The sequence below is a fragment of the Shinella sp. GW821-FHT10F02 genome (genome assembly GCF_058809275.1).
Genome location: NZ_JBXASL010000012.1, coordinates 123,617 through 148,864 on the forward strand (window position 1 = coordinate 123,617; position 25,248 = coordinate 148,864).

The following is a 25,248-nucleotide window of genomic DNA, read 5'->3' on the forward strand; positions in this document are numbered from 1 at the left end:
GGCCCTGTTTTTGCGAAAAGCGGCCGTCCGCAGGAGAACCAAATGGCAGACAGCACCTATCCGGTTTATGGCGAAATCACCGGTCCGATCGTGATGATCGGTTTCGGCTCCATCGGGCGCGGCACGCTGCCGCTGATCGAGCGCCATTTCAAATATGACCGGAACCGGCTGATCGTCATCGAGCCGCGCGAAGACGCCGCTGATGCCGAGATCTACGCCCGCCACGGCGTGCGTCACATCAAGGCGCATATCACCAAGGAAAACTACAAGGACCTGCTGAAGCCGCTCCTCAAGGAAGGCGGCGGCCAGGCGTTCTGCGTCAACCTCTCGGTCGACACCGGCTCGCTCGACCTGATCAAGCTCTGCCGCAAGCTCGACGCGCTCTATATCGACACGGTCATCGAGCCCTGGCTCGGCTTCTACTTCGACAAGAGCATGAAGAATGCCGACCGCACGAACTACGCGCTGCGCGAAACGCTGCGCCACGAGAAGGACAAGAACCCGGGCGGCACGACGGCCGTTTCCACCTGCGGCGCAAACCCGGGCATGGTCTCCTGGTTCGTCAAGCAGGCGCTGGTCAACCTCGCCAAGGATCTCGAGCTGAAGTTCGAAGAGCCCGCGCAGGACGACCGCGAAGGCTGGGCGAAGCTCATGAAGAAGGTCGGCGTCAAGGGCGTGCACATTGCCGAGCGCGACACCCAGCGCACCAAGAACCCGAAGCCGTTCAACACCTTCTGGAACACCTGGTCGGTCGAGGGCTTCATCTCGGAAGGCCTGCAGCCGGCCGAACTCGGCTGGGGCACCCATGAAGAATGGATGCCGAAGAACGCCAAGAAGCACAAGAAGGGCTGCAAGGCCGCGATCTACCTGGAACAGCCCGGCGCCAACACGCGCGTGCGCTCCTGGTGCCCGACGCCCGGCCCGCAATACGGCTTCCTCGTTACCCACAACGAGTCGATCTCGATCGCCGACTACTACACGGTGCGCGACAAGGACGGCGATGTCTCCTACCGCCCGACCTGCCACTACGCCTACCATCCGGCCAACGACGCCGTGCTCTCGCTGCACGAAATGTTCGGCAATGGCGGCAACCAGCAGCCGGTTCTGCACGTCCTCGACGAGAACGAACTCGTGGACGGCATCGACGAACTCGGCGTGCTGCTCTACGGCCACGACAAGAACGCCTACTGGTACGGTTCGCGCCTGTCGCTGGAAGAAACCCGCCGCATCGCCCCCTACCAGAACGCGACCGGCCTGCAGGTGACCTCCGCCGTGCTCGCCGGCATGGTCTGGGCGCTGGAAAACCCGAAGGCCGGCATCGTGGAAGCCGACGAAGTCGATTACAAGCGTTGCCTCGAAGTGCAGACGCCGTATCTCGGCCCGGTCGAAGGCCACTACACCGACTGGACCCCGCTCGACGGCCGCCCGGGCCTCTTCCCGGAAGACCTCGACACGAAGGATCCGTGGCAGTTCAAGAACATCCTGGTTCGCTAAAGCGGCCTGACAAACCGAATGCCGGACGCCCGCGGCCAAGCCGCGGGCGTCTTCGTTTCAAGGAGGCTTTCGGCGGGGCTTTCAATGGGATAATGCCGGTTCGCCGGGTGGCCCGTCTTGCTTTCGACGTCTCTTCGCGGCATGGTCTGGCGAATTGGACGGGTGGTTCGCGCCACCGTGACCTTGGGAGACTGTAGATGAAGCCGATCACCGCCCTCAGCCTGCTGGCCGCCTCTGTCGCGCTCGCCTCCTGCCAGAGCGACCGCGCCCCCCGGGATTTGCCTCCCATCCGCCAGCAGCAGCAGACCGGCGTCGAGGGCGCCTGGGTCGATCCGAACGGCATCGTCTCCACCTTTGCGGCCGGCACGTTCTCGACGCGCACGACCGACACGAACCAGCTCCTGGCATCCGGCACCTACATCAACACCTCGCCGACGCTGGTCGAGATCAACATGACCTCGCTGGTGCGCAACACTCAGTCCAAGGTCAATTGCGCGCTGGTCAGCCAGGCGCAGCTGAACTGCACCACGGCCGAAGGCGCGCAGTTCTCGCTCGCCCGCCGCGCGGTCTGAGCGACGGCACATCGAGAAGAGAGGGCCGCGAGGCCCTTTTTTCGTTTTGGGCGCATAAACATGCGATCGTTTCGGCGTCGTGTCTTTTCTCTTGAAGTTGCCGACAAGCGGTGAAAACATCCGCCGGCCGGCTGTCATGTTTCCGGCCTATCGTGCAGCGGACAGCCTCTCCCGCGCCACGCCGCGGGCAAACAAGGAGAACAGGACCATGACGATTTTCCGATCCGGCCTATTGGCCGCCTCCCTTATCGCGCTCTCCAGCGGCTCCGCGCTTGCGGATTACGAGCTGAACATCCTGCACATCAACGACCTGCATTCACGCATCGAGGCGATCAACAAGTTCGATTCGACCTGCTCGGCCGAGGAAGAAGGCAAGGGCGAATGCTTCGGCGGCGTCGCGCGCCTCAAGGCTGCGATCGATGCCCAGCGCCAGGCCCAGACCGGCAAAAACCTGCTGCTGCTGAATGCCGGCGACAATTTCCAGGGCTCGCTGTTCTACACGACCTACAAGGGCGCGGTGGAAGCGGAATTCCTGAACCTGATGAAGTTCGACGCCATGACCGTCGGCAACCATGAATTCGACGACAGCGAGGACGGGCTTGCGACCTTCCTCGACAAGGTGCAGTTCCCGGTCGTGACCGCAAACGTCGCCGCGAGCGCAAGCTCGAAGATCGGGGACCGCATCAAGCCGTTCATCGTGCTCGAACAGGGCGGCCAGAAGATCGGCATCGTCGGCGCGGTTGCCAACGACACGGCGGAACTCTCCTCGCCCGGCCCGAACGTGCTGATCGGCGATGACGTTGCCGATATCACCGCGGCGATCGGTGAATTGAAGAAGCAGGGCGTCAACAAGATCATCGCGCTCACCCATGTCGGCTATCCGCGCGACCTCGCGGCGATCGCGAAAATCCCGGATGTCGACGTCGTGGTCGGCGGCCACACCAACACCTTCCTGTCGAACACTTCGGACAAGGCGGAAGGCCCCTACCCGACGCTGGTCGACAATCCCGGCGGCTACAAGGTGCCCGTCGTGCAGGCCGGCGCCTATTCGAAATATCTCGGCAACCTGAAGGTCGTCTTCGACGACGCGGGCGTGGTGAAGGCAAGCTCCGGCGAGCCGATCCTGATCGACGCGTCGATCAAGCCGGATGAGGCCGTCCTCGCCCGCATCAAGGAGCTCGGCGGCCCGATCGAGGAGCTGAAGAACAAGATCGTCGCCGAAAGCGCCGCCCCCATCGACGGCTCGCGCGAAGTGTGCCGCGCGGCCGAATGCGCCATGGGCAACCTGGTGACGGACGCCATCCTCGACCGCACCAAGGGCCAGGGCACGACGATCGCCATCACCAATGGCGGCGGCCTGCGCGCCTCGATCGACGGCGGCCCGGTCTCGATGGGCGAAGTGCTGTCGGTCCTGCCGTTCCAGAACACTGTCGCGACCTTCCAGCTCAAGGGCTCGGACCTCGTCGCCGCCCTCGAAAACGGCCTCAGCCAGATCGAAGAGGGTGCCGGCCGCTTCCCGCAGGTCTCCGGCATGAAATATTCCTTCGACAAGTCGAAGCCGGCCGGTAGCCGCGTCGTCTCCGTCGAGGTGAAGGAAGGCGACGGCTTCGTGCCGCTCGATGCGGCCAAGACCTACAACGTGGTCTCCAACAACTATATGCGTGCCGGCGGTGACGGCTATTCCGTCTTCGCCAAGGCGGGCATGAACGCCTATGACTTCGGCCCGAACCTCGAACTGGTCGTCGCCGACTATCTTTCGGCAAACCGCCCGTACAAGCCCTACACGGACGGCCGCATCACCGAGGTAGCAGCCGCGACCGTCGTCGAAAGCCCGACGACCACCGCCGAGACCGCAACCAGCACCGAGACCGCGCCGGCCACGGGCGAAACGGCGACCTCCACGGATGCGGCCGCCAAGTCCGTCGACAGCGCCGCAACGCCGACGACGGGTGAAACCGCAACCGGTTCCGAAGCCACCACCACGGCGACCGAAACCGCGGCAAGCACCACCACGGCCGGCGGCAAGCATGTCATCGCACGCGGTGATACGCTGTGGGACCTCGCCAAGGCCGCCTATGGCGACGGCACGCTGTGGCGCCGGATCGCGGAAGCCAACGGCAATCCGCGGCCGCGTGCCCTGCATGTCGGCACGGAACTGTCGATCCCGGCCAAATAAGGACAATTTGTCTCCACTTTTTCTGCCGGCCCGGGCTTTCCCGGGCCGGCATTTCTTTTTAGAACGATTCTGAACCAACCCGGCTCCGCCCGCGTAAACGGGCGATGACCGAAAACCCGCACGTACAGGACCGCATCATGCCGCACCCAGCCGCCACGCCCGCCAGCCATCCGCCCGTCAAAAACGGCAAGGTCGGCGTGCTGCTCGTCAATCTGGGCACGCCTGACGGCACGGACTACACCTCCATGCGCCGCTACCTGAAGGAGTTCCTGATGGACAGGCGGGTGATCGAATGGTCGCGTTTCGCCTGGTATCCGATCCTCTTCGGCATCGTGCTCAACACCCGCCCCGGCAAGGTCGGCAAGGCCTATGAGACGATCTGGAACAAGGAGAAGAACGAGAGTTACCTGCGCACCTACACGCGCAGCCAGGCCGAGCTGATGGCAAAATCCTTCGCCGATCAGACCGAGGTCGTCATCGACTGGGCCATGCGCTACGGCCAGCCCTCCATCGCGTCGCGCATGGATTATCTGCAAAAGCAGGGCTGCGACCGCATCCTCGTCTTCCCGCTCTATCCGCAATATGCCGCGGCGACCACGGCCACCGTCAACGACAAGGCCTTCGAGACGCTGCTCAAGCTGCGCTGGCAGCCCGCACTGCGCACGGTGCCGCCCTATCACGACGACCCGGCCTATATCGATGCGCTGGCCGTCTCGATCGAGAAGCACCTGGCGACGCTCGACTGGGAACCGGAGAAGGTGCTGACCTCCTTCCACGGCATTCCGAAGAGCTATTTCGAAAAGGGCGACCCCTACTATTGCCAGTGCCAGAAAACCGCGCGCCTGCTGCGCGAGCGTCTCGGCTGGTCGGAAGACAAGCTGATGATCACCTTCCAGTCCCGTTTCGGGCCGGAAGAATGGCTTCAGCCCTACACCGACAAGACGGTGGAAAAGCTGGCGCAGGAGGGTGTTAAGCGCATCGCCGTCATCAATCCCGGCTTCGTCTCCGATTGCCTGGAAACGCTGGAAGAGATCGCCGAGCAGGCGGCCGAAAGCTTCCACCACAATGGCGGCGAGAAATTCACCCACATCCCCTGTCTCAACGATTCGCCCGAAGGCATGGCCGTGCTGGAGAAGGTCGTGCGGCGCGAACTCGCCGGCTGGATCTGAGCGCCGATAAATCTTCCACCCGTCCAAATAGACTGGCGCCGCGGCGCGTATTCCTTAAAGTGGCGCCGCGCGGCCTGCAAAGCGCGCGCGTGCTTTGGATTATTGAATTTACGCATGTCGTTCCCGCGAAACCGCTGAACACGGTGCGCGACATGCTTTGGGGAGAACACCATGGATTTGGCAGGATTGGATATCGTCGTCATCGCCCTCGTGGTCCTGGTCATCCTGATCCTGTTTGCCGGGATCAAGACGATCCCGCAGGGCTACCAGTACACGGTGGAACGCTTCGGCCGCTATACGCGCACGCTGGAGCCCGGCCTCAACCTCATCATCCCCTTCATCGACCGCATCGGCGCGAAGATGAACGTGATGGAGCAGGTGCTCGACATCCCGACGCAGGAGGTCATCACCCGCGACAATGCGAGCGTCTCCGCCGATGGCGTCGCCTTCTACCAGATCCTCAATCCCGCCCAGGCCGCCTATCAGGTCGCCAACCTGCAAAACGCCATCCTCAACCTCACCATGACCAACATCCGCTCGGTCATGGGCTCGATGGACCTGGACGAGCTGCTCTCCAACCGCGACGTGATCAACGACAAGCTGTTGCGCGTCGTCGATGAAGCTGCCAATCCCTGGGGCATCAAGATCACCCGCGTCGAGATCAAGGACATCGCGCCGCCGAAGGACCTCGTCGATTCGATGGGCCGGCAGATGAAGGCCGAGCGTGAAAAGCGCGCCCAGGTGCTGGAAGCCGAAGGTGCCCGTAACGCGCAGATCCTGCGTGCCGAAGGCGCAAAGCAGTCGGCCATCCTCGAAGCCGAAGGCCAGCGCGAAGCCGCCTTCCGCGACGCCGAGGCCCGCGAGCGTCTGGCGGAAGCCGAAGCCAAGGCAACGAAGGTCGTGTCGGAGGCGATTGCCGCCGGCAGCGTGCAGGCGATCAACTACTTCGTCGCCCAGAAATACACCGAAGCCATGGCCGCCATCGGCAAGGCACCGAATTCCAAGATCGTCCTGATGCCGATGGAAGCCTCCGCGCTCGTCGGTTCGCTTGGCGGCATCGGCGCCATCGCCCGCGAAGTGTTCGGCGACGGCGGCCCGGCCCAAGGTGCGGTCACGCCCCGCACGCGCCAGACGACGACCACCCCGGCAACGACCACCACCGCCTCGACGCCCGCCTTCCGCAACCCGTTCGACCCGACGTCGCAGGGAGGCTGAGCATGATCGAACGCGTCGTCACGGAACTCGGCCCCTGGGCCTGGTGGGTGCTGGGCATCGTTCTGCTGATACTCGAAGTACTGATGCCCGGCGTCTTCCTCGTCTGGATCGGCATTGCGGCCATCATCACCGGCGCCCTTTCGCTCGCCCTGTGGGAAACCGCGTTCTGGACATGGCACGCGCAATGGCTGGTCTTTGCTGTGCTGTCGCTCATCGCGGCGATCATCGGCCGGCGCATCGTCAGCAGCCGCGGACAGACCTCCGACCAGCCGCATCTCAACCAGCGCGGCCAGAGCCTCATCGGCCGCACGGCGACGCTGGAACAGCCGATCGCCGAAGGCCGCGGCCGCATTCGTCTCGATGATACGATGTGGAACGTTCAGGGGCCGGATCTACCGGTCGGCGCCCGCGTGCGCGTCACGACCAGCAACGGCAGCAATCTGACGGTCGAAGCCATCTAGTCAAACAAAACCCCCGCATGTCCTGGAAATGCGGGGTTTTGGCTTGTACCTGTGGACGTCCAGATCAGGCGACGCCGATCCTGAGCAGATCATGGAAATGCACGACGCCGACCGGACGGAAGGTCTCGTCGGTGACGATCAGCGCGGAAATATTGTACTGGTTGAGCAGGCCGAGTGCTGCGGTCGCGAGCGTCGTCGGCTTCACGGTCTTCGGCGCGCGCGTCATGATCTCGTTGACACTGAGCTCGGCGAGGTTGCGCGAAAGATTGCGCGCGATGTCGCCATCCGTCACGATGCCGACGAGGATGCCATCGTCATTGATGACGCCGACGCAGCCATAACGCTTCTGCGAGAGCAGCAGCACGGCATCCGGCATCGAGGTGCCGAGCGCCACGAGCGGCATGTTCTCGCCGCTGTGCATGATATCGCCGACATGGGAGAGGCTCGCGCCGAGTTTGCCGCCGGGATGGAAGGTCTTGAAGTCGGTCGCGGTGAAGCCGCGCGCTTCGAGCAGGGCCACGGCGAGCGCATCGCCAAGGGCGAGCTGCATCAGCGTCGAGGTGGTGGGCGCCAGACCGTGCGGGCAGGCCTCCTGCTCCTTCGGCAGCAGCAGCACCGTATCCGCCTCGCGGGCAAGTGCGGAGCGTTCGCCAGACGTAATGGCGATCAGCGGGATCGAGAAGCGGCGGGAATAGGAGACGATGCCCTGCAATTCGGCGGTTTCGCCGCTCCAGGACATGGCAAGGATGACGTCGTCGCGGGCGATCATGCCGAGATCGCCATGGGTGGCCTCAACGGGATGCACGAAGAAGGACGGCGTGCCGGTGGAGGCGAGCGTCGCCGCGATCTTCACGCCGATATGGCCGGACTTGCCGACGCCGGTGACGATGACGCGGCCGCTGATGTCGCCGATGAGGCGCACGGCCTCGCAGAACGCGTCGTAGAGCCGTCCTTCGAGGGCCGCCGAGAGAGCGGTGAGACCAGCTTTTTCCGTTTCAACGGTGCGGAGTGCGGAGGCGATAGCGCCGTCGCTGTCAACTTGTGCCTGTCTTTTGATCATGCGCCTCGTTAGCGCTTTTGTAAGAAACTGTCCATGCACGAATGACAGCAGATTGTTACGGCGAGTGATTCCGCCCGAAAGCAACCAAGCGTTAACCACAACGGTTTACATTCGCTTAGGAAATTGAAAGAATCGCAGGCCCAATCATGCCAGAGGCAAACGGAATGGATCGCGGGGCACGTTCGCCCCGCCTGTCACGGCGTCTGGCCGGGCTGCTGCTCGCCGGCACTGTCCTTGCCGCCATTCCTGCCTTTGCCCAGCAGCAAGTGCCTGCCGAAACGACGACGTTCCAGCAACCGCTCAATCCCCTCGTCGACGATCCGGATGCCGATCCCGATGCGGACCCGGCCGATGCGGCGACGACAGCCACCACGACAACGACGACCCAGCCTGCCCTGACCGACGACCAGGCCGGTGCGCTGGCCGAGGCCGCGGACGAGACCGGCGCCATCCGGCGCACCGCCCGCGAAGGCGAACGCCTGAACGCGCGCGAAGGCAACGTCGACAATGTGACGAGCGAATTCGGCGACCCCTACGAGCCGACCGGCATCCGCCTCGGCGCCTTCGTGCTGAAACCCTCGCTGTCGCAGGGCATCGGCTACGAGAAGACCAAGACGGGCTCCAATTCTGAGAGCCGCAGCTTTTCCGAAACCGGCTTCCGCGGCTCGCTCGTCTCCGACTGGTCGCGCCACCAGCTCTCGATCGTCGCCGACGGCGTCTACCAGCGCAATCTCAGCGGCAGCGGCGAGACCGAACCGGAATTCAACATCAACAGCGATCTTCGGCTCGACCTCAGCAATGACACGATCGCCAACCTGACCGCCGGCTACAATTTCGAGCGCGAAAACTCCAGCGATCCGAACGCCATCGACGGCGCCAGCGTGCAGTCCGGCGTGCACAATTTCACGGCTGGCGCGCGGGTGACCCGCGATTTCGGCGTGATCCGCGGCACGATCGCCACCGATGTCGAACGCGAAATCTACGGCTCGGCAAAACTCGCAAACGGCGACAAGCTCAGCCTCTCCGATAGAAACTTCACCGAGGGCACGATCACCGGACGCGTCGGCTTCGAAGTCTCGCCGGCGCTGATCCCCTATCTCGAAGCTTCCGTCGGCCGCTCGATCTACGATCACAAACGCGATTCACTGGGCTACGAGCGCTCCGCCGCTACGCTTGGCGCGCGCGCGGGCGTGGAAGTGGATCTTGGCGAAAAGCTGCGTGGCGAACTCGGCATCGGCTACCAGCGCTCCGCCTTCGACGACAACCGCCTCAAGGCCATCGAAGCGGTGGCGATCGACGGCTCGATCTTCTGGTCGCCGCAGCGCGGCACGGACCTGAGGCTCGGCCTCAGCACGGAAATCGAACCCTCGACCAGCGCCGGCCAGAGCGGCTATGTCGCCTATGAGACGACGGCGGAGCTGACGCACGAACTGCGCGAAAACCTCGTGGCGCGGCTGAGCGGCGCCTATATCTGGCGCAACTTCCCCTCCTCCGGCAGCGCCGACCAGAATGTCTACCTCGTCGGCACCGGGCTCACCTGGGACCTCAACCGCTGGCTGGCGCTCACGGGAGACGTCTCCTATGAGCTGACGACCCAGTCCGGCCCCGACACCGGCATCACGCGTGCCGGCATCGGTCTCGTGCTCAGGCGCTAAGCCTTATTTGAGCTTGGCGACGAGTTCTCTGAGCGGCCCCTCGACGGAGGGACGAATGTCCGCACGGGCGAGCGCGAAAGCGATGTTCGCCAGGATGAAGCCGTCCTTCGCGCCGCAGTCGTAGGTTTCCCCGCGGAAGTGATAGGCCGCGAACTTCTGGCTGCCGGCAAGCTTCACCATGGCGTCGGTGAGCTGGATCTCGTTGCCCGCGCCGCGCTCCTGCGTGGAGAGGATCGGGAAAATTTCCGGCTGGAGGATGTAGCGGCCGTTGATGAAGAAGTTGGAGGGTGCCGTGCCCTGCGGCGGCTTCTCGACCATCTTGGTGATGGCGAAACCGTCACCGATCGTCTCGCCCACGCCGACGATGCCGTATTTGTGGGCCTGGTCGGGCGCGCATTCCTCGACGGCGATGATGTTGGCGCCGCTGTGCTCGAAGAGCTCGACCATGCCCTTCAGGCAACCCTTCTCGCCCTTCATGATCATGTCGGGCAGCAGCAGCGCGAAAGGCTCGTTGCCGACGAGCTCACGGGCGCACCAGACGGCGTGGCCGAGGCCGAGCGGCTCCTGCTGGCGGGTGAAGCTCGTGGAGCCCGCGACTGGCAGGATGCTTTCGAGCAGCGTCAGCTCGGCGGTCTTGTTGCGCTGGCGCAGCGTCTGTTCCAGCTCGACCTGGATGTCGAAATAGTCCTCGATGACGGCCTTGGAGCGACCGGTCACGAAGATCAGGTGCTCGATGCCGGCATCCAGCGCCTCGTCGACCACGTATTGGATCACCGGCTTGTCAACGACGGTCAGCATCTCCTTCGGCACGGCTTTCGTTGCCGGAAGGAAGCGGGTGCCGAGGCCCGCCACTGGAAACACTGCTTTGCGAACCTTACGTGTCTGAGACATTAATCACCTCGTTGAGCCCCTGCCCTCATGGCCAGGACATATCTGTGCCGAAATAGAGTCAAATTGCTATTTTTTTGCAAAGCACGACTTTTTTAGGAAAGAAGACGGGGGAAAAATTTGATGGTAAAGAATTTGTTGACTTCGTTTTTATAAGTTTTGCGAACAGCCGATGGTTCCCTGCCATCGAACCGAAATTTGAAAACGGACATGATAGCCGATGACACAGAATCTGAAGACCGTTCTGCGCCGATCCGCGCTCACCTTCCTGCTCACGGCCGGGCTTTTCGCCCAGGCCACCGCTGCCCATGCGGATGCCCGCTTCCAGAAGTGGATCGCCGACTTCTACGCGACGGCATCCGAAGCCGGCATCAGCAAATCGACCTACCAGAAGGCGTTTTCCGGCGTCAAGACACCCGACCCGGCCGTCCTCGAAAAGGCCGCCTACCAGCCGGAATTCAAGCACAAGATCTGGGATTATCTCGATTCTCGCGTCAACCCGTACACGGTGCGCGTCGGCCAGGAGATGGCGGCGAAACATGGCCGCACGCTGGCTGCCCTCGAACGCCATTTCGGCGTCGACCGCAACATCCTGCTCGCCATCTGGTCGATGGAATCGAACTACGGCGCGGTGCTCGAAAAGGATGACCGGCTGCATTACGTGCCGCGTGCACTGGCGACGCTCGCCTATGCCGACAAGAAGCGCGCGAAATTTGCCCGCACGCAGCTGATTGCGGCGCTGAAGATCATCCAGCGCGGCGACATCGCCGCCTCCGACATGACCGGCTCCTGGGCCGGCGCGATGGGCCACACCCAGTTCATCCCGACGAGCTACCTGATCTATGCCGTCGATGCCGATGGCAACGGCCACCGCGACATCTGGAATTCGGTGCCGGACGCGCTGGCGACTGCCGCGAACCTGCTTGCCAAGAACGGCTGGCAGGCCGGCAAGACCTGGGGTTACGAGATTGTCGTGCCGACCGGCGGCAGCAAATATTCCGGCCAGACGAAGACGCTCGCCCAATGGGCGAAGCTCGGCTTCACCCGCCCGAACGGCTCCGGCTTCAAGAACGGCGCGGACCGCGCCGAGCTGAAGCTGCCGGCAAACGGCGGTCCGGGCTTCCTGATGACCAAGAACTTCTTCGTCATCAAGCGCTACAATGCATCCGACTCCTACGCGATGGGCGTCGGCATGCTGGCCGACCAGCTTGCCGGCTATAGCGGCGTCAAGCAGCGCTGGCCGCGCCCGGAGGGCACACTCGACATCACGGAAAAGTTCGAGTTGCAGACGCGCCTGAAGGAACTCGGCTACTACGAGGGCGAGGTCGACGGCAATTTCGGTTCCGGCTCCAAGGCCGCAATCCAGGCCTTCCAGAACCGCATGGGCCTCTCCGCCGATGGCGAGCCGAGCCTGCAGGTGCTGAAGGCTCTGCGCCGCTAAGATCGACTTGGACGACATCAGGGGCGCTTCGGCGCCCCTTTTTGTTGCGCAGCGCTTCCGCTTGCGCACTTCATTTGCCATCATGCCGCCACCGATATCCCGCAGGATCGCGGTCAAGACGGAGAGCCCATCGCGATGAGCATGACCACGACGTTTCGGATTGTGCGGCTCAGCCTCACCTTTGCCGTGGCAGCGAGCGTCGTCGTGACCGCCATCCCCGCCGGTGCGCAGGAGCGCCGTGAGCGCAAGACGATCCTCGAACTGCTGTTCGGCACGCCCAAGCGCAAGGAAGTCGTGCGCGAGCCGCAGGTCAAGAAACCGCGCACCGCCAACCGCAAGAAGAAGCAGACGACGACGGTCGCCACCAAGCCGGAACCGGCCGCGATCGAAAAGCTGCCGGACGCCAAGGTAGTTCTCGTCGTCGGCGACTTCATCGCCGGCAGCCTCGGCGAAGGGCTGATCGCCGCCTTCGAGGCGACACCCGGCATCGTGGTCGAGCGCCGGACCAACGGCTCGTCCGGCATCGTGCGCGAGGACTATTACAACTGGCCGACCTCGCTGCCCACGCTGATCACGGAAACCAAGCCCGCCTTGATCGTCGTCAGCATGGGCGCCAACGACCGCCAGCAGATGACGGTCGGAGGGGAAAAGGAAAAGTTCCGCTCCGAGGCCTGGACGAAGGAATACGAAGCCCGCGTCGCGCGCCTCGCGACCCTCGCCCGCAATGGCGGCAAGCCGATGATGTGGATCGGCATGCCGGCCTTCCAGTCCTCCGCCATGACCGCCGACATGACGACGCTGAACAACATCTACCGCGCCGGCGTCGAGAAGGCAGGCGGCGAATTCGTCGATATCTGGGACGGTTTCGTCGACGAGAACGGCAAGTTCGTGATTTCCGGCTCCGACATCAACGGCCAACAGGTGCGCCTGCGCGGCTCTGACGGCATCAACTTCACCAAGGCCGGCAAGCGCAAGCTCGCCTTTTACGTGGAGAAGGAAATTCGCCGTGTGCTGGGTGACGCCGCCGCCGATGGCCCCGGCCTGCAAGGCGACCTGAAGGACCTCGTGGTGACGGCGCCGGCCGAGGACACCGAAATCACCAAGACCCAGCCGATCAGCCTCGCCGACCCGGCGCTCGACGGCGGCACGGCACTGCTCGGCGGCGCTGTCATCAAGGGCAACGGCAAGAGCCTGCGTGAAAAGCTGGTCGAAAAGGGCGAGATTGCCGATGCGCCCCTCGGCCGCGTCGATGATTTTCGCGTGAACAAGGTCGCCACGCCCTAAGCGACAATCCGCGGCAGGGTGATGCGGGCGCAAAGTCCCGGCTGGAGGTTTTCCAGCGCGAAGCTGCCATTCGCCTCCTCGACGAAACTCTCGACAATGGCAAGGCCGAGACCCGCGCCTTCGCTCGTCGTGTCGAGACGGCTGCCGCGCTTCAGCACGAAATCGATCTCACCCTCCGGAATGCCCGGCCCGTCATCGGTGACCTCGATGATCGCGTTGTGATCCTCCATGCGGGCAAAGATGCCCACGGTGGTCCTGGCATAACGCGCAGCATTTTCCGCGAGGCTGCCGAGGATTTCCGCAAGATCCTCCGGATCGATGCGCAGGATCAGCCCCGACTCAATCTCCTGCTGCCAATCGAGATCGCGGCCCGCCGGCGTGCGCGAGACGACACTGACGACCTGCGAGGCCACCCGGCCAAGATCGCTGCGGCCGGCATGACCACGTTCCGCCTGGCGGGCGCGGGCCATCTCATGATCCACATGGCGGCGCATGCGCAGGATGATCGCCTCGATATCCTTGGCGACGCTCTCCTCCCCACGCTCGCGCAGGCGCAGCACGTCGCCGGAGAGGATTTGCAGCGGCGTCTTGAAACCATGCGCGAGGTCGGCCGCCCGCTCGCGCGCCTTGCGAAGCTGGTTTTCGCGCGATTGCAGCAGGGCATCCACCTCGCCGGTCAAGGGCAGGACCTCGTCGGGAAAATCATTGCCGAGCCGTTCGGCCTTGCCGGCCCGGATGGCGGACAGGCGCTCGGTCAGTGTCGCAAGCGGCCTGAGACCCACGAAGATCTGCACGAAGCTCGCGGCCAGCAGAAGGGCTGCGAGGGCCTGGAGATAGGGCAGGAGATCGCCCTCGAACTCGTCCGTCGCGCGGGAAATGTCGGCCCGGTCGATCGCCACCGCCACCCGCAGCGGCCGTGCACCGGCGCGCTCTGGCGTCACCACCTCACGTTCCACGAGAAGCAGCGGCACCGCGCCCGGCCCCGGAATGGTCGCCGTATGCACGCCGCCGGCCGGGATATCCGGCAGCGTGAGGATATCGTCCCAGAGTGAGCGGGAGCGCAGGCGTTTGCCCTCGCCTTCGATCTGCCAGTAGAGGCCGGACAGCGGGCGCTCGAAGCGGGGATCGACCGGCGGCTTGACGAGATCGAGCGCCGTGCCCGGCTGTTCGGCGAGCCCGGCGATGATCTGGTTGAGATGCAGCGCGAGCTCGGCGGCGATGCGCCGCTCCACATGCCGCTCGAACAGGGTGGAAAGAACGAAGAACGCCGCCACGAGGGCGGCGATGATGGAGGCGGCGCCCGCAAGCGCAAGGCGAAGGCGCAGCGACCGGCGCGTCACGGCGCGCTCTCGCCCATATAATAGCCGAAGCCGCGCCGCGTGCCGATGGCGACGGCGCCGAGCTTCTTGCGCAGCCGTGCGACGAGCGCCTCCAGCGCATTGGCATCGCGCGAATAATCGTCGCCGTAGAGATGCTCCTGCAACTCGGTCGGCGGCACGATGCGATCGCGGTGGTGGCCGAGATAGCTGACGAGGCGGTATTCCAGCGGCGTCAGCGATTGCGGCACGCCATTGACGCTGACCCGCATCGCCCGCGTGTCGATGGTAACCGCGCCGATGGCGATGGTCGCCGCGCCATGGCCGACCGAGCGGCGAATGAGGGCGCGGGCGCGGGCCAACAGCTCCTCGAACTGGAAGGGTTTCGGCAGGTAGTCGTCGGCGCCGGCATCGATGCCCTCGACGCGTTCCGCCCAGCTTCCCCGCGCCGTCAGCACCAGCACCGGCATGTGCCTGCCGTTCGCCCGCCAGCGCTTCAGCAGCGACATGCCATCCATGCTGGGCAGGCCGAGATCGAGGATGATGAGGTCATAATCCTCGGTATCGCCGAGAAACCAGGCGTCCTTGCCGTCAGAAGCCGTCTCGACGGAATAACCGGCACCGCTCAGGACGGTGGAGACATCGGCCGCAATGCGGGCATCGTCCTCGACGAGAAGCAGGCGCATCAGTCGGCATCGTCCTCTACGATCGCCATCGTCTTGGCATCGAGCTGAAGCTCGACGATCTGGCCGGACGGCTGGATGAATTCCAGCTCATATATATAGCGCCCGTCCTCGCGCTCAAGCTCGACTTCGATGAGGTCGCCCTGAACGTGCTTGCGCGCCTCCACGATGATCTGTTCGAGCGGCCGCACGAGGCCCTGTTCGAGCGCCCGGCGGGCTTCCTCGTGCTCCACCGCATCGTCGTCGTCATCCGCCTGCGCGCCCATGGGCGGCGCGATGGAGAGGGCGACGAACAGAGCGAGCGCCATCGGAAAGGGGGTCAGGAGTTTCTTGATCATGCGCCTACCTATACGCGAGCCAAGCTGACAAATCGCTGACAGCGCCTGTCAGGCAAGCAACAGGCGGCCTGTGCGAAACCTCTCCTCAACAACGACAGGAAAGGACTTCGCAATGCGCACCATGACGACCGGCCTTCTCGCCGCAGGCCTCCTCGCCCTCGCCCTGCCCGCCCAGGCGGAAACCACCAAGGTTTCGCCCCGCAAGACCCTGGAGCAGGTGGCCAACGAACTCTCCGCCAAGGGCTACACGATCCGTGAGATCGAAATGGACGACGGTCACTTCGAGGCAAAGATCGTCGACGGCAAGAACGTCGTCAGCGAAGCCAAGATCGACAGCTACACCGGCGAGATCCTGCGCCTGGAACGCGAAGACTGATCCTCCCCCAACCTCTCCCCTGAAGACCCTATCAAAAAAGGACATTTCCCATGGTAAAGATCACCGGCACTTCCAAGGCCAACACGCTCAAGGGCCAGTCGACGGCTGACGATATCTACGGCTATGCCGGCAACGACAAGCTCTTCGGCTTCGGCGGTAATGACGACCTCGAAGGCGGCGCGGGCAACGACTGGCTGCAGGGCGGCACCGGCAATGACGAGCTGACCGGCGGCGCCGGCCGCGACACCTTCATCTTTTCCAGCGGTCGCGACGAGATCGACGATTTTTCCAGCCGTGACGACACGATCGTCATCGACAGCGCGCTCGGCGTGAAGAACTTCACCGAGTTGAAGGCGCTCGCCAAGTCCGTCGATGGCGGCGAGGATGTGCGCTTCGACTTCGGCAATGGCAACACGCTGACGCTGGACGACACCAAGCTTTCGAGCCTGAAGGCCAGCGACTTCTCCTTCAAGTCCGTGAACACCGACGAGCCGAAGGACCCGCTGTCGGGCGATGACGTGCTGAACGGCACCAGCAAAGCCGACAAGCTCTCCGGCGGCGCCGGCAATGACAAGATCTCCGGCTTCAGCGGCAACGACAAGCTTTCCGGCGATGCCGGCAACGACAGGCTCTATGGCGGCAACGGCCATGACGACCTGGAGGGCGGCGCCGGCAACGACATCCTGTCGGGCGGTGCGGGCAATGACGACCTCGAAGGCGGTTCCGGCAACGATCGCCTGAACGGCGGCTCCGGCAACAACGAGCTGGAAGGCGGCGCCGGCCGCGACACCTTCGTCTTCAACACGGGCAAGACGGAAATCGAGGACTTCCGCGCCGATTTCGACACGATCGAAATCGCCAAGAGCCTCGGCGTATCGAGCTTCGCCGACCTCACCGACATCGCCCGCACCGCCGATGGCGGCAAGGACGTGGTGTTCGATTTCGGCCAGAGCGAACTGCGCCTCGAAGACACCAAGCTCGCCGACCTCTCGGCATCGGACTTCCTCTTCGTCTGAGAACCCAACAGTCAGAAAAAAAAGGACGCGCCGGTTTCCCGGCGCGCCCTTTTTCTTCGTTTCAAAAACCTCAGCGCGGCAGCGTGGTCGAGCCCATCAGCGATTCGTCGATCGCACGCGCAGCCTGGCGGCCTTCGCGGATGGCCCAGACGACGAGCGACTGGCCGCGGCGCACGTCGCCGGCAGTCCACAGCTTGTCGACCGAGGTCTTGTAGTCGCGCTCGTTGGCAATCACGTTGGACGAACCGCGCTTGTCGGTGTTGATCGCGAGCTTCTCGCCGAGATCCTTCAGGACGCTGTCCGTGAAGGGTCCGCGGAAGCCGATGGCGATGAAGGCGAGGTCGGCCTTGATGATGAATTCCGTGCCGGCGATCGGCTTGCGGCGATCATCCACCTGGCAGCACTTCACACCGGTCAGAACGCCATCCTCGTCGCCGACGAATTCGAGCGTGCCGACCTGGAACTCGCGCACCGCACCTTCGGCCTGCGAGGAGGAGGTGCGCATCTTCGTCGCCCAGAACGGCCAGACGGCGAGCTTGTCTTCCTTTTCCGGCGGCTGCGGGCGGATGTCGAGCTGGGTGACCTTGACGGCGCCCTGGCGGAAGGCCGTGCCGACACAGTCGGACGCGGTATCGCCACCGCCGACGACGACAATATGCTTGCCACCGGCGAGGATCGGCTCCGACGGCCAGCCGACGCTGTCGATGTTTTCGCGGCCGACGCGGCGGTTCTGCTGCACGAGATAAGGCATGGCATCATGCACGCCGGTGAACTCGACGCCCGGAATTCCGGCATCGCGCGGCGTTTCGGAGCCGCCGCAGTAAAGCACCGCGTCGTGCTCGGCGAGCATCTCTTCCATCGGCTTGTCGACGCCGACATTGACGCCGTAATGGAAGGTCACGCCCTCGCCGCGCATCTGGTCGACACGGCGGTCGATGAAGTTCTTCTCCATCTTGAAGTCCGGAATGCCGTATCGCAGCAAGCCGCCGGCCTTGGATTCGCGCTCGTAGAGGTGGACTTCATGGCCGGCGCGGGCGAGCTGCTGGGCAGCCGCCATGCCGGAGGGGCCGGAACCGATGACGGCGACCTTCTTGCCGGTCTTCACCGTCGCCGGCTGCGGCACGATATAGCCCATCTCATAGGCCTTGTCGGCAATCGCCTGCTCGACGGTCTTGATGGAGACGGGTGCGTCTTCCAGGTTCAGCGTGCAGGCTTCCTCGCAGGGTGCGGGGCAGACTCGGCCGGTGAATTCGGGGAAGTTGTTGGTCGAATGCAGGTTGCGGATCGCCTCTTCCCAGTTGCCGTTATAGACGAGGTCGTTCCAGTCCGGGATCTGGTTGTGCACCGGACAGCCGGTCGGGCCGTGGCAATAGGGAATGCCGCAATCCATGCAGCGCGCGGCCTGCTTCTGGACCTCGGGGTCCGACATGGGGATGGTGAATTCGCGAAAATGTCGGATGCGGTCGGAGGCCGGCTGGTACTTTGCAACCTGCCGGTCGATCTCCATGAAACCTGTAACCTTGCCCATCGTATTTTCCTCAAGCGTGTTCAACGAGCGCCTTCCGGGCGCGTGAAAAACCCTCCGGCAACGCCGGAAGGTCGCAGTCTCAGCGGCCGGGTTACTCGGCCGCCTCCGCCATTTTCATGCGTTCCATGTCTTCCAGCGCACGGCGATATTCGACCGGCATGACCTTGCGGAACTTCGGACGGAACTCGGCCCACTGGTCGAGAATCTCCTTGGCCCGCGGCGAGCCGGTATAGTGCAGGTGGTTGGAGATGAGCTGGTAGAGCCGCTCCTCGTCGTGGCGCGTCATGTCGCCGGAGACGTCCACCATGCCCTTGTGCATGAGGTCGCCGCCGTGATGGTGCAGCTTCTCCAGCATGTCGTCCTCTTCCGGCACCGGCTGGAGCTCGACCATCGCCATGTTGCAGCGGCGGGCGAAATCGCCCTCCTCGTCCAGCACATAGGCGACGCCGCCCGACATGCCGGCCGCGAAGTTGCGGCCCGTCTGGCCGATGACGACGACCACGCCGCCCGTCATATATTCGCAGCCGTGGTCGCCCACGCCCTCGACGACGGCGATGGCACCGGAGTTGCGCACGGCGAAACGCTCGCCGGCCACGCCGTTGAAGTAGCACTCCCCGGCAATCGCGCCGTAGAGAACCGTGTTGCCGACGATGATCGACTCGTGCGGGATCGCCTTGCTGCCGGTCGGCGGGCGCACGATGATGCGGCCGCCCGACAGGCCCTTGCCGACATAGTCGTTGCCGGCACCGACGAGGTCGAAGGTGACGCCGCGCGCCAGGAACGCCGCGAAGGACTGGCCGGCCGTGCCCTTGAGTGTGACCGAGATCGTGTCGTCCTTCAGGCCCTTGAAGCCGTAGCGCTTGGCGACGGCACCCGAGAGCATCGCGCCCGCCGAGCGGTCGACGTTCTTGATGTCGACCTCGAAAGCGACCGGCGTCTTCGATTCGAGCGCGGGTTTCGCCTGCTCGATCAGCTTGCGGTCGAGGATGTCGTGGATCGGGTGATCCTGCCGCTCGGTCCAGTACGTCGCCTCCTTCGGCGCATCCACCTTGTGGAAGATGCGCGAGAAGTCGAGGCCGTTGGCCTTCCAGTGCGAGATCATCGTCTCCTTTTCGAGCAGTTCCGAGGCGCCGATGATCTCGTTCAGCGAACGGACGCCGAGCGAGGCCAGGATTTCGCGCACCTCTTCGGCAACGAAGAAGAAGTAGTTGATGACGTGCTCCGGCGTGCCCTTGAAGCGCTTGCGAAGAACCGGATCCTGCGTTGCGACACCCACGGGACAGGTGTTGAGATGACACTTGCGCATCATGATGCAGCCCGCCGCGATCAGCGGCGCGGTGGCAAAGCCGAACTCGTCGGCCCCCAGAAGCGCGCCGATGACGACGTCACGACCGGTCTTCAGGCCGCCATCGACCTGGAGCGCGATGCGCGAGCGCAGCTTGTTGAGCACGAGCGTCTGGTGCGTCTCGGCAAGGCCGATTTCCCAGGGGGAACCGGCATGCTTCAGCGAGGTGAGCGGCGAGGCGCCAGTGCCACCGTCGAAGCCAGCGATGGTGATATGGTCCGCGCGCGCCTTGGCGACGCCGGCGGCGACCGTGCCGACGCCGACTTCCGAGACGAGCTTGACCGAGATATCGGCTTCCGGGTTGACGTTCTTCAGGTCGTAGATGAGCTGCGCCAGGTCCTCGATCGAGTAGATATCATGGTGCGGCGGCGGCGAGATGAGGCCGACGCCCGGGGTGGAGTGACGGGTTTTCGCGACCGTCGCATCCACCTTGTGGCCGGGCAGCTGGCCGCCCTCGCCGGGCTTGGCGCCCTGCGCGACCTTGATCTGCAGCATATCCGCATTGACCAGATATTCGGTCGTCACGCCGAAGCGGCCGGAGGCAATCTGCTTGATCGCCGAACGCTCGGGGTTGGACGAGCCATCCGGCAGCGGCAAATAGCGGTCTGCCTCCTCGCCGCCCTCGCCGGTGTTCGACTTGCCGCCGATCCGGTTCATGGCGACGGCGAGCGTGGTGTGCGCCTCGCGGGAAATCGAGCCGAAGGACATGGCGCCCGTGGAGAAGCGCTTGACGATATCGACCGCCGGCTCGACCTCGTCGATGGAGATCGACGTGCGACCGGCGTCTTCCGCGCCCTTGATGGCGAAGAGGCCGCGGATCGTGTTCATGCGCAGCGACGAGGCATTCACCAGCTCGGCGAATTCCTTGTAGCGATCGGCCGCATTGCCGCGCACCGCATGTTGCAGCGAGGCGATGACATCCGGCGTCCACGCGTGTTCCTCGCCGCGCATGCGGTAGGCATATTCGCCGCCGATATCGAGCGTGTTGGCCAGCAGCGGATCGCGGCCGAAGGCCGACTTGTGGCGTGCGAAGGTTTCCTCGGCGATCTGGTCGAGGCCGATACCCTCGATCGTCGTCGCCGTGCCGAAGAAATACTGGTCGACCAGCTCGGACGACAGGCCGATCGCGTCGAAGATCTGCGCGCCGCAATAGGACTGGTAGGTCGAGATGCCCATCTTGGACATGACCTTCAGGATGCCCTTCCCGATCGCCTTGATGTAGCGATAGACGACTTCCTCGGCGTCCACTTCCTTCGGGAACTCGCCGCGCTTGTGCATGTCGGTGAGTGTGTCGAAGGCCAGGTACGGGTTGATCGCTTCCGCGCCGTAACCGGCGAGAAGACAGAAGTGATGCACTTCTCGCGGCTCGCCGGATTCGACGACGAGGCCGACCGAGGTGCGAAGCCCCTTGCGGATCAGGTGGTGATGCACAGCGGCGGTGGCCAGCAGCGCCGGGATCGCCACGCGGTCCGGCCCGATCTGGCGGTCGGAGAGCACGATGATGTTGTAGCCGCTGCTGACGGCCTTCTCGGCGCGCTCGCAGAGCCGGTCGAGGATTTCCGGCAGGCCTTCGGCACCGCGCGAGACATCATAGGTAAAGTCCAGCGTCTTGGTGTCGAAACGGTCCTCGACATGGCCGATCGAGCGGATCTTTTCGAGATCGCCATTGGTGAGGATCGGCTGGCGCACTTCCATGCGCTTGGCTTTCGCCGCACCGCCGTGGTCGAGAATGTTCGGACGCGGGCCGATGAAGGAGACGAGGCTCATGACCAGTTCCTCGCGGATCGGGTCGATGGGCGGGTTCGTCACCTGCGCGAAGTTCTGCTTGAAATAGGTGTAGAGCAGCTTGCGCTTGCTGGACATGGCGGAGATCGGCGTGTCGGTGCCCATGGAACCGATCGCCTCCTGTCCCGTCGTCGCCATCGGCGACATCAGCAGGCGCGTGTCCTCCTGGGTATAGCCGAACGCCTGCTGGCGATCACGCAGCGACACGTCGCGGCGCAGCGCACGCGGCTCCACCGGGCCGAGGTCTTCGAGGATGATCTGGGTGTTGTCCAGCCATTCGCGGTAGGGATGCTTGGCGGCGAGCGCGGACTTCACCTCCTCGTCGGAGATGATGCGGCCCTCTTCCATGTCGATGAGCAGCATCTTGCCCGGCTGGAGACGCCACTTCTTGACGATGCTCTCTTCATTGACCGGCAGCGTGCCGGCTTCGGAGGCGAGGATGACGCGGTCGTCGTCCGTCACGAGGTAACGGGCCGGACGCAGGCCATTGCGGTCGAGCGTCGCGCCGATCTGGCGGCCGTCGGTGAAGGCAACGGCGGCCGGGCCGTCCCACGGCTCCATCAGGGCGGCATGATACTCGTAGAACGCCTTGCGCTCGGCACCCATCAGCTGGTTGCCGGCCCAGGCTTCCGGGATCAGCATCATTACCGCATGGGCGAGCGAATAACCGCCGCGGATCAGGAACTCCAGCGCGTTATCGAAACAGGCCGTGTCCGACTGGCCCTCGTAGGAGATCGGCCAGAGCTTGGTGATGTCGTCGCCGAAGAGTGGCGAGGAGACGGACGCCTGACGGGCGGCCATCCAGTTGACGTTGCCGCGCAGCGTGTTGATCTCGCCGTTATGGGCGACCATGCGGTAGGGGTGCGCGAGCTTCCACGACGGGAAGGTGTTGGTGGAAAAGCGCTGGTGCACGAGGGCGACGGCCGATTCGAAGCGCGGATCGGCGAGGTCCTTATAATAGGCACCCACCTGGTAGGCGAGGAACATGCCCTTGTAGACGATCGTCGTCGAGGAGAGCGAGACCGGATAGAAGTTGCTCTCCTCGCCTTCATATTCGTCGTAGATACGGTTGGAGATTACCTTGCGAAGGGTGAAAAGGCGGCGCTCGAACTCGCCGTTCGTCGCGGCGTCACGGCCGGCGCCGATGAACACCTGCACATGACGCGGCTCGGTGGCGGCGATTTCAGGAGCCTTGGAGAGCGAGGAATTGTCGACCGGCACGTCGCGGAAGCCGATGAGGATCTGCCCCTCCTCGGCGACGACGTCGGCGATGACCTTCTTGAAATGTTCGACGAGCGTCTCGTCCTGCGGCATGAAGATATGGCCGGCGGCGTATTCGCCGGCCTTCGGCAGGGTTATGCCCTGCTTGGCCATCTCCTCGCGGAAGAAGCGGTCGGGAATCTGCACGAGGATGCCCGCGCCATCGCCCATCAGCGGATCGGCGCCGACGGCACCGCGATGCGTCAGGTTTTCGAGCATGAACAGCCCGTCCTGCACGATCTGGTGCGACTTCTGGCCCTTCAGGTGCGCGACGAAGCCGACGCCGCAGGCATCGTGTTCGTTGCGCGGATCGTAGAGGCCCTGTCGTTTTGGCATGCCGGTATTGGAGGTACGCGTTTTGGCGTCCGTCGCAGTGATCTGCGCGTGGCTCTGCCGAAACCCGTTTGATGGCGTCATGTCCGTCATCGTCTTTCCTCCTGTGGCGCCCGGCACCGTGCGGGCATTCGTTTCCGCCCGCGTAGCGACCGTTTGCCTTTCAGCAATCCGGCCACGCGAGTGTCTGTTATATAACCCTGACCCGACCGTAAAAAGACGGCGGCCGACCAGGCATGATCATCCAGGACCGTCGGACGGCCGGGCAGCATCCGGAGAGGGTCTCCAATGCCCGGCGCCATCTTCGGCGTCCCGTCGCGGTCGCGGGGGACGCTTCATCGGTCTCTTGACCGAAATAGGACAGCAACACTGTCCTATTTCATAAGCTCTATGCCAGAAACGACCCTTCGCTGCAAGGCCATCATGCCAAATAATCACCACCTCATGAAGAAAAATTGCCTGCGCGGTCGCGGGCTTGAAATTAAATTACGACATCGTAGCACATTGTTTCCGTTCCTTTCATTTTACACAGGAACGGCGCTCGTGCCGCGCGGCGGCGATTGATCGCCATCATTTCTCCATTATGGTCCCCCCGAAGCCCTCAATCGCATTGGAAACCGCATGTTCTTCGCATCCGACAACTGGGCGGGCGCCCATCCCGACATCGCAAAAAGCCTCGTCGAGGCCGCCGGCGGCTTCGCCTCCGCCTATGGCACGAGCGACCTCGACAAGCGTGTGGAAAAGACCTTTTCCGAAATCTTCGAGCGCGACGTCGCCGTCTTCTTCGTCGGCACCGGCACGGCGGCGAATTCGCTGGCGCTCGCAAGCTTCAACCGCCCGGGCGGCCAGGTCTTCTGCCACCGCGAAGCCCATGTGAATGTCGATGAATGCAACGCCCCGGAATTCTTTGCGACCGGCGCCAAGCTCGTGCCGATCGACGGCCCCGCCGGCAAATTGCAGGCCGATTCGCTTGCCGCTGCGATCTCGCGTTTCCCGCCCGATTTCGTGCATGGCGGCCAGCCGATGGCCGTCACCATCACCCAGGCGACGGAAGCCGGCACCGCCTATACGCTGGACGAAATCGCCGCGCTTTCGGAGGTCACAAAGAACGCCGGCCTGCCGCTGCATATGGATGGCGCCCGTTTTGCCAATGCGCTCGCCCATCTCGGCACGACGCCGGCGGAAATGACCTGGAAGCGTGGCGTCGACCTGCTCTCCTTCGGCGGCACGAAGAACGGCTGCTGGTGCGCCGAGGCGCTGGTGCTCTTCGATCCGGCCAAGGCGCAGCAGATGCATTTCCTGCGCAAGCGCTCCGCCCAGCTCTTCTCGAAATCCCGCTTTATCGCCGCGCAGTTCGACGCCTATTTCCGCGATGGCCTGTGGCTGGAACTCGCCCGCCATTCGAACGGCATGGCCGCCCGCCTCGCGGCTGGTTTCAGCACGTCCGAAAAGGCCCGCCTCGCCTGGCCGACCGGCTCGAACGAACTCTTCGCCATCATCCGCAACGATGCGACGAAAGCGCTGAAGGACAAGGGCGCCGTCTTCTACGACTGGCCGGCGGGCCTGGAACTGAAGGCGACGATGCACGAAGACGAAACCCTGATCCGCCTCGTCACCAGCTTCGCCACGACCGAATCGGACGTCGACACTTTCCTCTCGGCACTCTGAGACTCCCGGCAGCCTCTGGGACACAAAAAGTCCGCGCCCTCTCCTCCGTCATGGTCGGGCTTGACCCGACCATCCACCCTCCGAACACGCCGGTGGATCCTCGGGTCGAGCCCGAGCAACTGTGTTGTGTGATGTCAAGACAGGAACGCTCTGTTGTCCCTCACGGCTGCATTGAGGGCGACGAG

Annotated in this window: 19 protein-coding genes; 12 read left to right on the forward strand and 7 right to left on the reverse strand. The window is 64.0% G+C overall.

Going from position 1 to position 25,248, the window contains the following annotated elements; all coding sequences use genetic code 11:
* Positions 1 to 42: 42 nt before the first annotated feature.
* From AC1RWL_RS30250 to AC1RWL_RS30275, 6 genes are all read left to right on the forward strand, one after another.
* Complete coding sequence (locus tag AC1RWL_RS30250) at positions 43 to 1,494, forward strand: homospermidine synthase (protein ID WP_256120946.1); 1,452 nt, start codon at positions 43 to 45, stop codon at positions 1,492 to 1,494.
* Between the two features lie 197 nt (positions 1,495 to 1,691).
* Complete coding sequence (gene omp10 / locus AC1RWL_RS30255; RefSeq protein ID WP_256120945.1) at positions 1,692 to 2,066, forward strand: outer membrane lipoprotein Omp10; 375 nt, start codon at positions 1,692 to 1,694, stop codon at positions 2,064 to 2,066.
* A gap of 208 nt (positions 2,067 to 2,274) precedes the next feature.
* Positions 2,275 to 4,242, forward strand: coding sequence for a 5'-nucleotidase C-terminal domain-containing protein (locus tag AC1RWL_RS30260; protein ID WP_493097101.1), 1,968 nt, complete (start codon positions 2,275 to 2,277; stop codon positions 4,240 to 4,242).
* A gap of 137 nt (positions 4,243 to 4,379) precedes the next feature.
* Positions 4,380 to 5,411 (forward strand): ferrochelatase, encoded by a 1,032-nt coding sequence (hemH, locus tag AC1RWL_RS30265; RefSeq protein ID WP_435266215.1) that lies wholly within the window; start codon positions 4,380 to 4,382, stop codon positions 5,409 to 5,411.
* A 171-nt stretch (positions 5,412 to 5,582) separates the two neighbouring features.
* A complete protein-coding gene (locus AC1RWL_RS30270) occupies positions 5,583 to 6,626 on the forward strand; it encodes an SPFH domain-containing protein (RefSeq protein WP_256120942.1) in 1,044 nt (347 codons plus the stop codon).
* Positions 6,627 to 6,628: 2 nt separating this feature from the next.
* Positions 6,629 to 7,087: an NfeD family protein gene (locus AC1RWL_RS30275; RefSeq protein ID WP_493097100.1), complete on the forward strand. Its 459-nt coding sequence runs from the start codon at positions 6,629 to 6,631 to the stop codon at positions 7,085 to 7,087.
* A gap of 64 nt (positions 7,088 to 7,151) precedes the next feature.
* On the opposite strand, the gene AC1RWL_RS30280 is transcribed toward AC1RWL_RS30275, so the two are convergent.
* Complete coding sequence (locus AC1RWL_RS30280) at positions 7,152 to 8,147, reverse strand: KpsF/GutQ family sugar-phosphate isomerase (protein WP_493097099.1); 996 nt, start codon at positions 8,145 to 8,147, stop codon at positions 7,152 to 7,154.
* A gap of 164 nt (positions 8,148 to 8,311) precedes the next feature.
* On the opposite strand from AC1RWL_RS30280, the gene AC1RWL_RS30285 reads away from it, so the two are divergent.
* On the forward strand, positions 8,312 to 9,802 hold the full coding sequence (locus AC1RWL_RS30285; RefSeq protein WP_493097098.1) for an outer membrane beta-barrel protein: 1,491 nt from the start codon (positions 8,312 to 8,314) through the stop codon (positions 9,800 to 9,802).
* A gap of 3 nt (positions 9,803 to 9,805) precedes the next feature.
* On the opposite strand, the gene galU is transcribed toward AC1RWL_RS30285, so the two are convergent.
* Positions 9,806 to 10,693, reverse strand: coding sequence for a UTP--glucose-1-phosphate uridylyltransferase GalU (gene galU, locus AC1RWL_RS30290; protein ID WP_439624002.1), 888 nt, complete (start codon positions 10,691 to 10,693; stop codon positions 9,806 to 9,808).
* Between the two features lie 217 nt (positions 10,694 to 10,910).
* On the opposite strand from galU, the gene AC1RWL_RS30295 reads away from it, so the two are divergent.
* Both AC1RWL_RS30295 and AC1RWL_RS30300 read left to right on the forward strand, forming a co-directional pair.
* Positions 10,911 to 12,131 (forward strand): lytic murein transglycosylase, encoded by a 1,221-nt coding sequence (locus AC1RWL_RS30295; RefSeq protein WP_439624000.1) that lies wholly within the window; start codon positions 10,911 to 10,913, stop codon positions 12,129 to 12,131.
* A gap of 135 nt (positions 12,132 to 12,266) precedes the next feature.
* Entirely contained in the window at positions 12,267 to 13,415 is a 1,149-nt protein-coding gene (locus tag AC1RWL_RS30300; protein WP_493097097.1) for an SGNH/GDSL hydrolase family protein, read from the forward strand.
* On the opposite strand, the gene AC1RWL_RS30305 is transcribed toward AC1RWL_RS30300, so the two are convergent.
* From AC1RWL_RS30305 to AC1RWL_RS30315, 3 genes are read right to left on the reverse strand one after another with little or no spacing between them, the layout of a single operon-like run.
* A complete protein-coding gene (locus AC1RWL_RS30305) occupies positions 13,412 to 14,755 on the reverse strand; it encodes a sensor histidine kinase (protein WP_493097096.1) in 1,344 nt (447 codons plus the stop codon). The two genes, AC1RWL_RS30300 and AC1RWL_RS30305, sit on opposite strands and share 4 nt — an antisense overlap.
* Entirely contained in the window at positions 14,752 to 15,417 is a 666-nt protein-coding gene (locus tag AC1RWL_RS30310; protein WP_256120934.1) for a response regulator transcription factor, read from the reverse strand. The genes AC1RWL_RS30305 and AC1RWL_RS30310 overlap by 4 nt, the downstream gene beginning before the upstream one ends.
* Positions 15,417 to 15,752: a PepSY domain-containing protein gene (locus AC1RWL_RS30315; protein WP_439615928.1), complete on the reverse strand. Its 336-nt coding sequence runs from the start codon at positions 15,750 to 15,752 to the stop codon at positions 15,417 to 15,419. The genes AC1RWL_RS30310 and AC1RWL_RS30315 overlap by 1 nt, the downstream gene beginning before the upstream one ends.
* Positions 15,753 to 15,864: 112 nt before the next feature.
* Here AC1RWL_RS30315 and AC1RWL_RS30320 point away from each other — a divergent pair, with 112 nt between their 5' ends.
* Both AC1RWL_RS30320 and AC1RWL_RS30325 read left to right on the forward strand, forming a co-directional pair.
* Positions 15,865 to 16,128, forward strand: a complete 264-nt coding sequence (locus tag AC1RWL_RS30320) for a PepSY domain-containing protein (RefSeq protein ID WP_493097095.1) — start codon at positions 15,865 to 15,867, stop codon at positions 16,126 to 16,128.
* 50 nt (positions 16,129 to 16,178) lie between these two features.
* Positions 16,179 to 17,144, forward strand: coding sequence for a calcium-binding protein (locus AC1RWL_RS30325; protein ID WP_493097094.1), 966 nt, complete (start codon positions 16,179 to 16,181; stop codon positions 17,142 to 17,144).
* A gap of 70 nt (positions 17,145 to 17,214) precedes the next feature.
* Here AC1RWL_RS30325 and AC1RWL_RS30330 read toward each other — a convergent pair whose 3' ends face one another.
* Together AC1RWL_RS30330 and gltB are read right to left on the reverse strand one after the other, a co-directional pair.
* The gene (locus AC1RWL_RS30330; protein WP_493097093.1) at positions 17,215 to 18,672 is read right to left on the reverse strand and encodes a glutamate synthase subunit beta; all 1,458 of its coding nucleotides are present in this window, start codon (positions 18,670 to 18,672) and stop codon (positions 17,215 to 17,217) included.
* Positions 18,673 to 18,763: 91 nt separating this feature from the next.
* Complete coding sequence (gene gltB, locus AC1RWL_RS30335; RefSeq protein ID WP_493097092.1) at positions 18,764 to 23,488, reverse strand: glutamate synthase large subunit; 4,725 nt, start codon at positions 23,486 to 23,488, stop codon at positions 18,764 to 18,766.
* A 528-nt stretch (positions 23,489 to 24,016) separates the two neighbouring features.
* Here gltB and AC1RWL_RS30340 point away from each other — a divergent pair.
* Positions 24,017 to 25,063: a threonine aldolase family protein gene (locus AC1RWL_RS30340; RefSeq protein ID WP_493097091.1), complete on the forward strand. Its 1,047-nt coding sequence runs from the start codon at positions 24,017 to 24,019 to the stop codon at positions 25,061 to 25,063.
* Positions 25,064 to 25,248 lie beyond the last annotated feature (185 nt).

Coding starts and splice junctions, on each gene's coding strand:
- galU (WP_439624002.1), bottom strand. CDS start 10,693: ATGTCTCAGACACGTAAGGTTCGCAAAGCAGTGTTTCCAGTGGCGGGC.
- AC1RWL_RS30310 (WP_256120934.1), bottom strand. CDS start 15,417: ATGCGCCTGCTTCTCGTCGAGGACGATGCCCGCATTGCGGCCGATGTC.
- AC1RWL_RS30285 (WP_493097098.1), top strand. CDS start 8,312: ATGGATCGCGGGGCACGTTCGCCCCGCCTGTCACGGCGTCTGGCCGGG.
- omp10 (WP_256120945.1), top strand. CDS start 1,692: ATGAAGCCGATCACCGCCCTCAGCCTGCTGGCCGCCTCTGTCGCGCTC.
- AC1RWL_RS30330 (WP_493097093.1), bottom strand. CDS start 18,672: ATGGGCAAGGTTACAGGTTTCATGGAGATCGACCGGCAGGTTGCAAAG.
- AC1RWL_RS30295 (WP_439624000.1), top strand. CDS start 10,911: ATGACACAGAATCTGAAGACCGTTCTGCGCCGATCCGCGCTCACCTTC.
- AC1RWL_RS30270 (WP_256120942.1), top strand. CDS start 5,583: ATGGATTTGGCAGGATTGGATATCGTCGTCATCGCCCTCGTGGTCCTG.
- AC1RWL_RS30300 (WP_493097097.1), top strand. CDS start 12,267: ATGAGCATGACCACGACGTTTCGGATTGTGCGGCTCAGCCTCACCTTT.
- AC1RWL_RS30320 (WP_493097095.1), top strand. CDS start 15,865: ATGCGCACCATGACGACCGGCCTTCTCGCCGCAGGCCTCCTCGCCCTC.
- AC1RWL_RS30275 (WP_493097100.1), top strand. CDS start 6,629: ATGATCGAACGCGTCGTCACGGAACTCGGCCCCTGGGCCTGGTGGGTG.
- gltB (WP_493097092.1), bottom strand. CDS start 23,488: ATGACGGACATGACGCCATCAAACGGGTTTCGGCAGAGCCACGCGCAG.
- AC1RWL_RS30260 (WP_493097101.1), top strand. CDS start 2,275: ATGACGATTTTCCGATCCGGCCTATTGGCCGCCTCCCTTATCGCGCTC.
- hemH (WP_435266215.1), top strand. CDS start 4,380: ATGCCGCACCCAGCCGCCACGCCCGCCAGCCATCCGCCCGTCAAAAAC.
- AC1RWL_RS30315 (WP_439615928.1), bottom strand. CDS start 15,752: ATGATCAAGAAACTCCTGACCCCCTTTCCGATGGCGCTCGCTCTGTTC.
- AC1RWL_RS30280 (WP_493097099.1), bottom strand. CDS start 8,147: ATGATCAAAAGACAGGCACAAGTTGACAGCGACGGCGCTATCGCCTCC.
- AC1RWL_RS30250 (WP_256120946.1), top strand. CDS start 43: ATGGCAGACAGCACCTATCCGGTTTATGGCGAAATCACCGGTCCGATC.
- AC1RWL_RS30325 (WP_493097094.1), top strand. CDS start 16,179: ATGGTAAAGATCACCGGCACTTCCAAGGCCAACACGCTCAAGGGCCAG.
- AC1RWL_RS30340 (WP_493097091.1), top strand. CDS start 24,017: ATGTTCTTCGCATCCGACAACTGGGCGGGCGCCCATCCCGACATCGCA.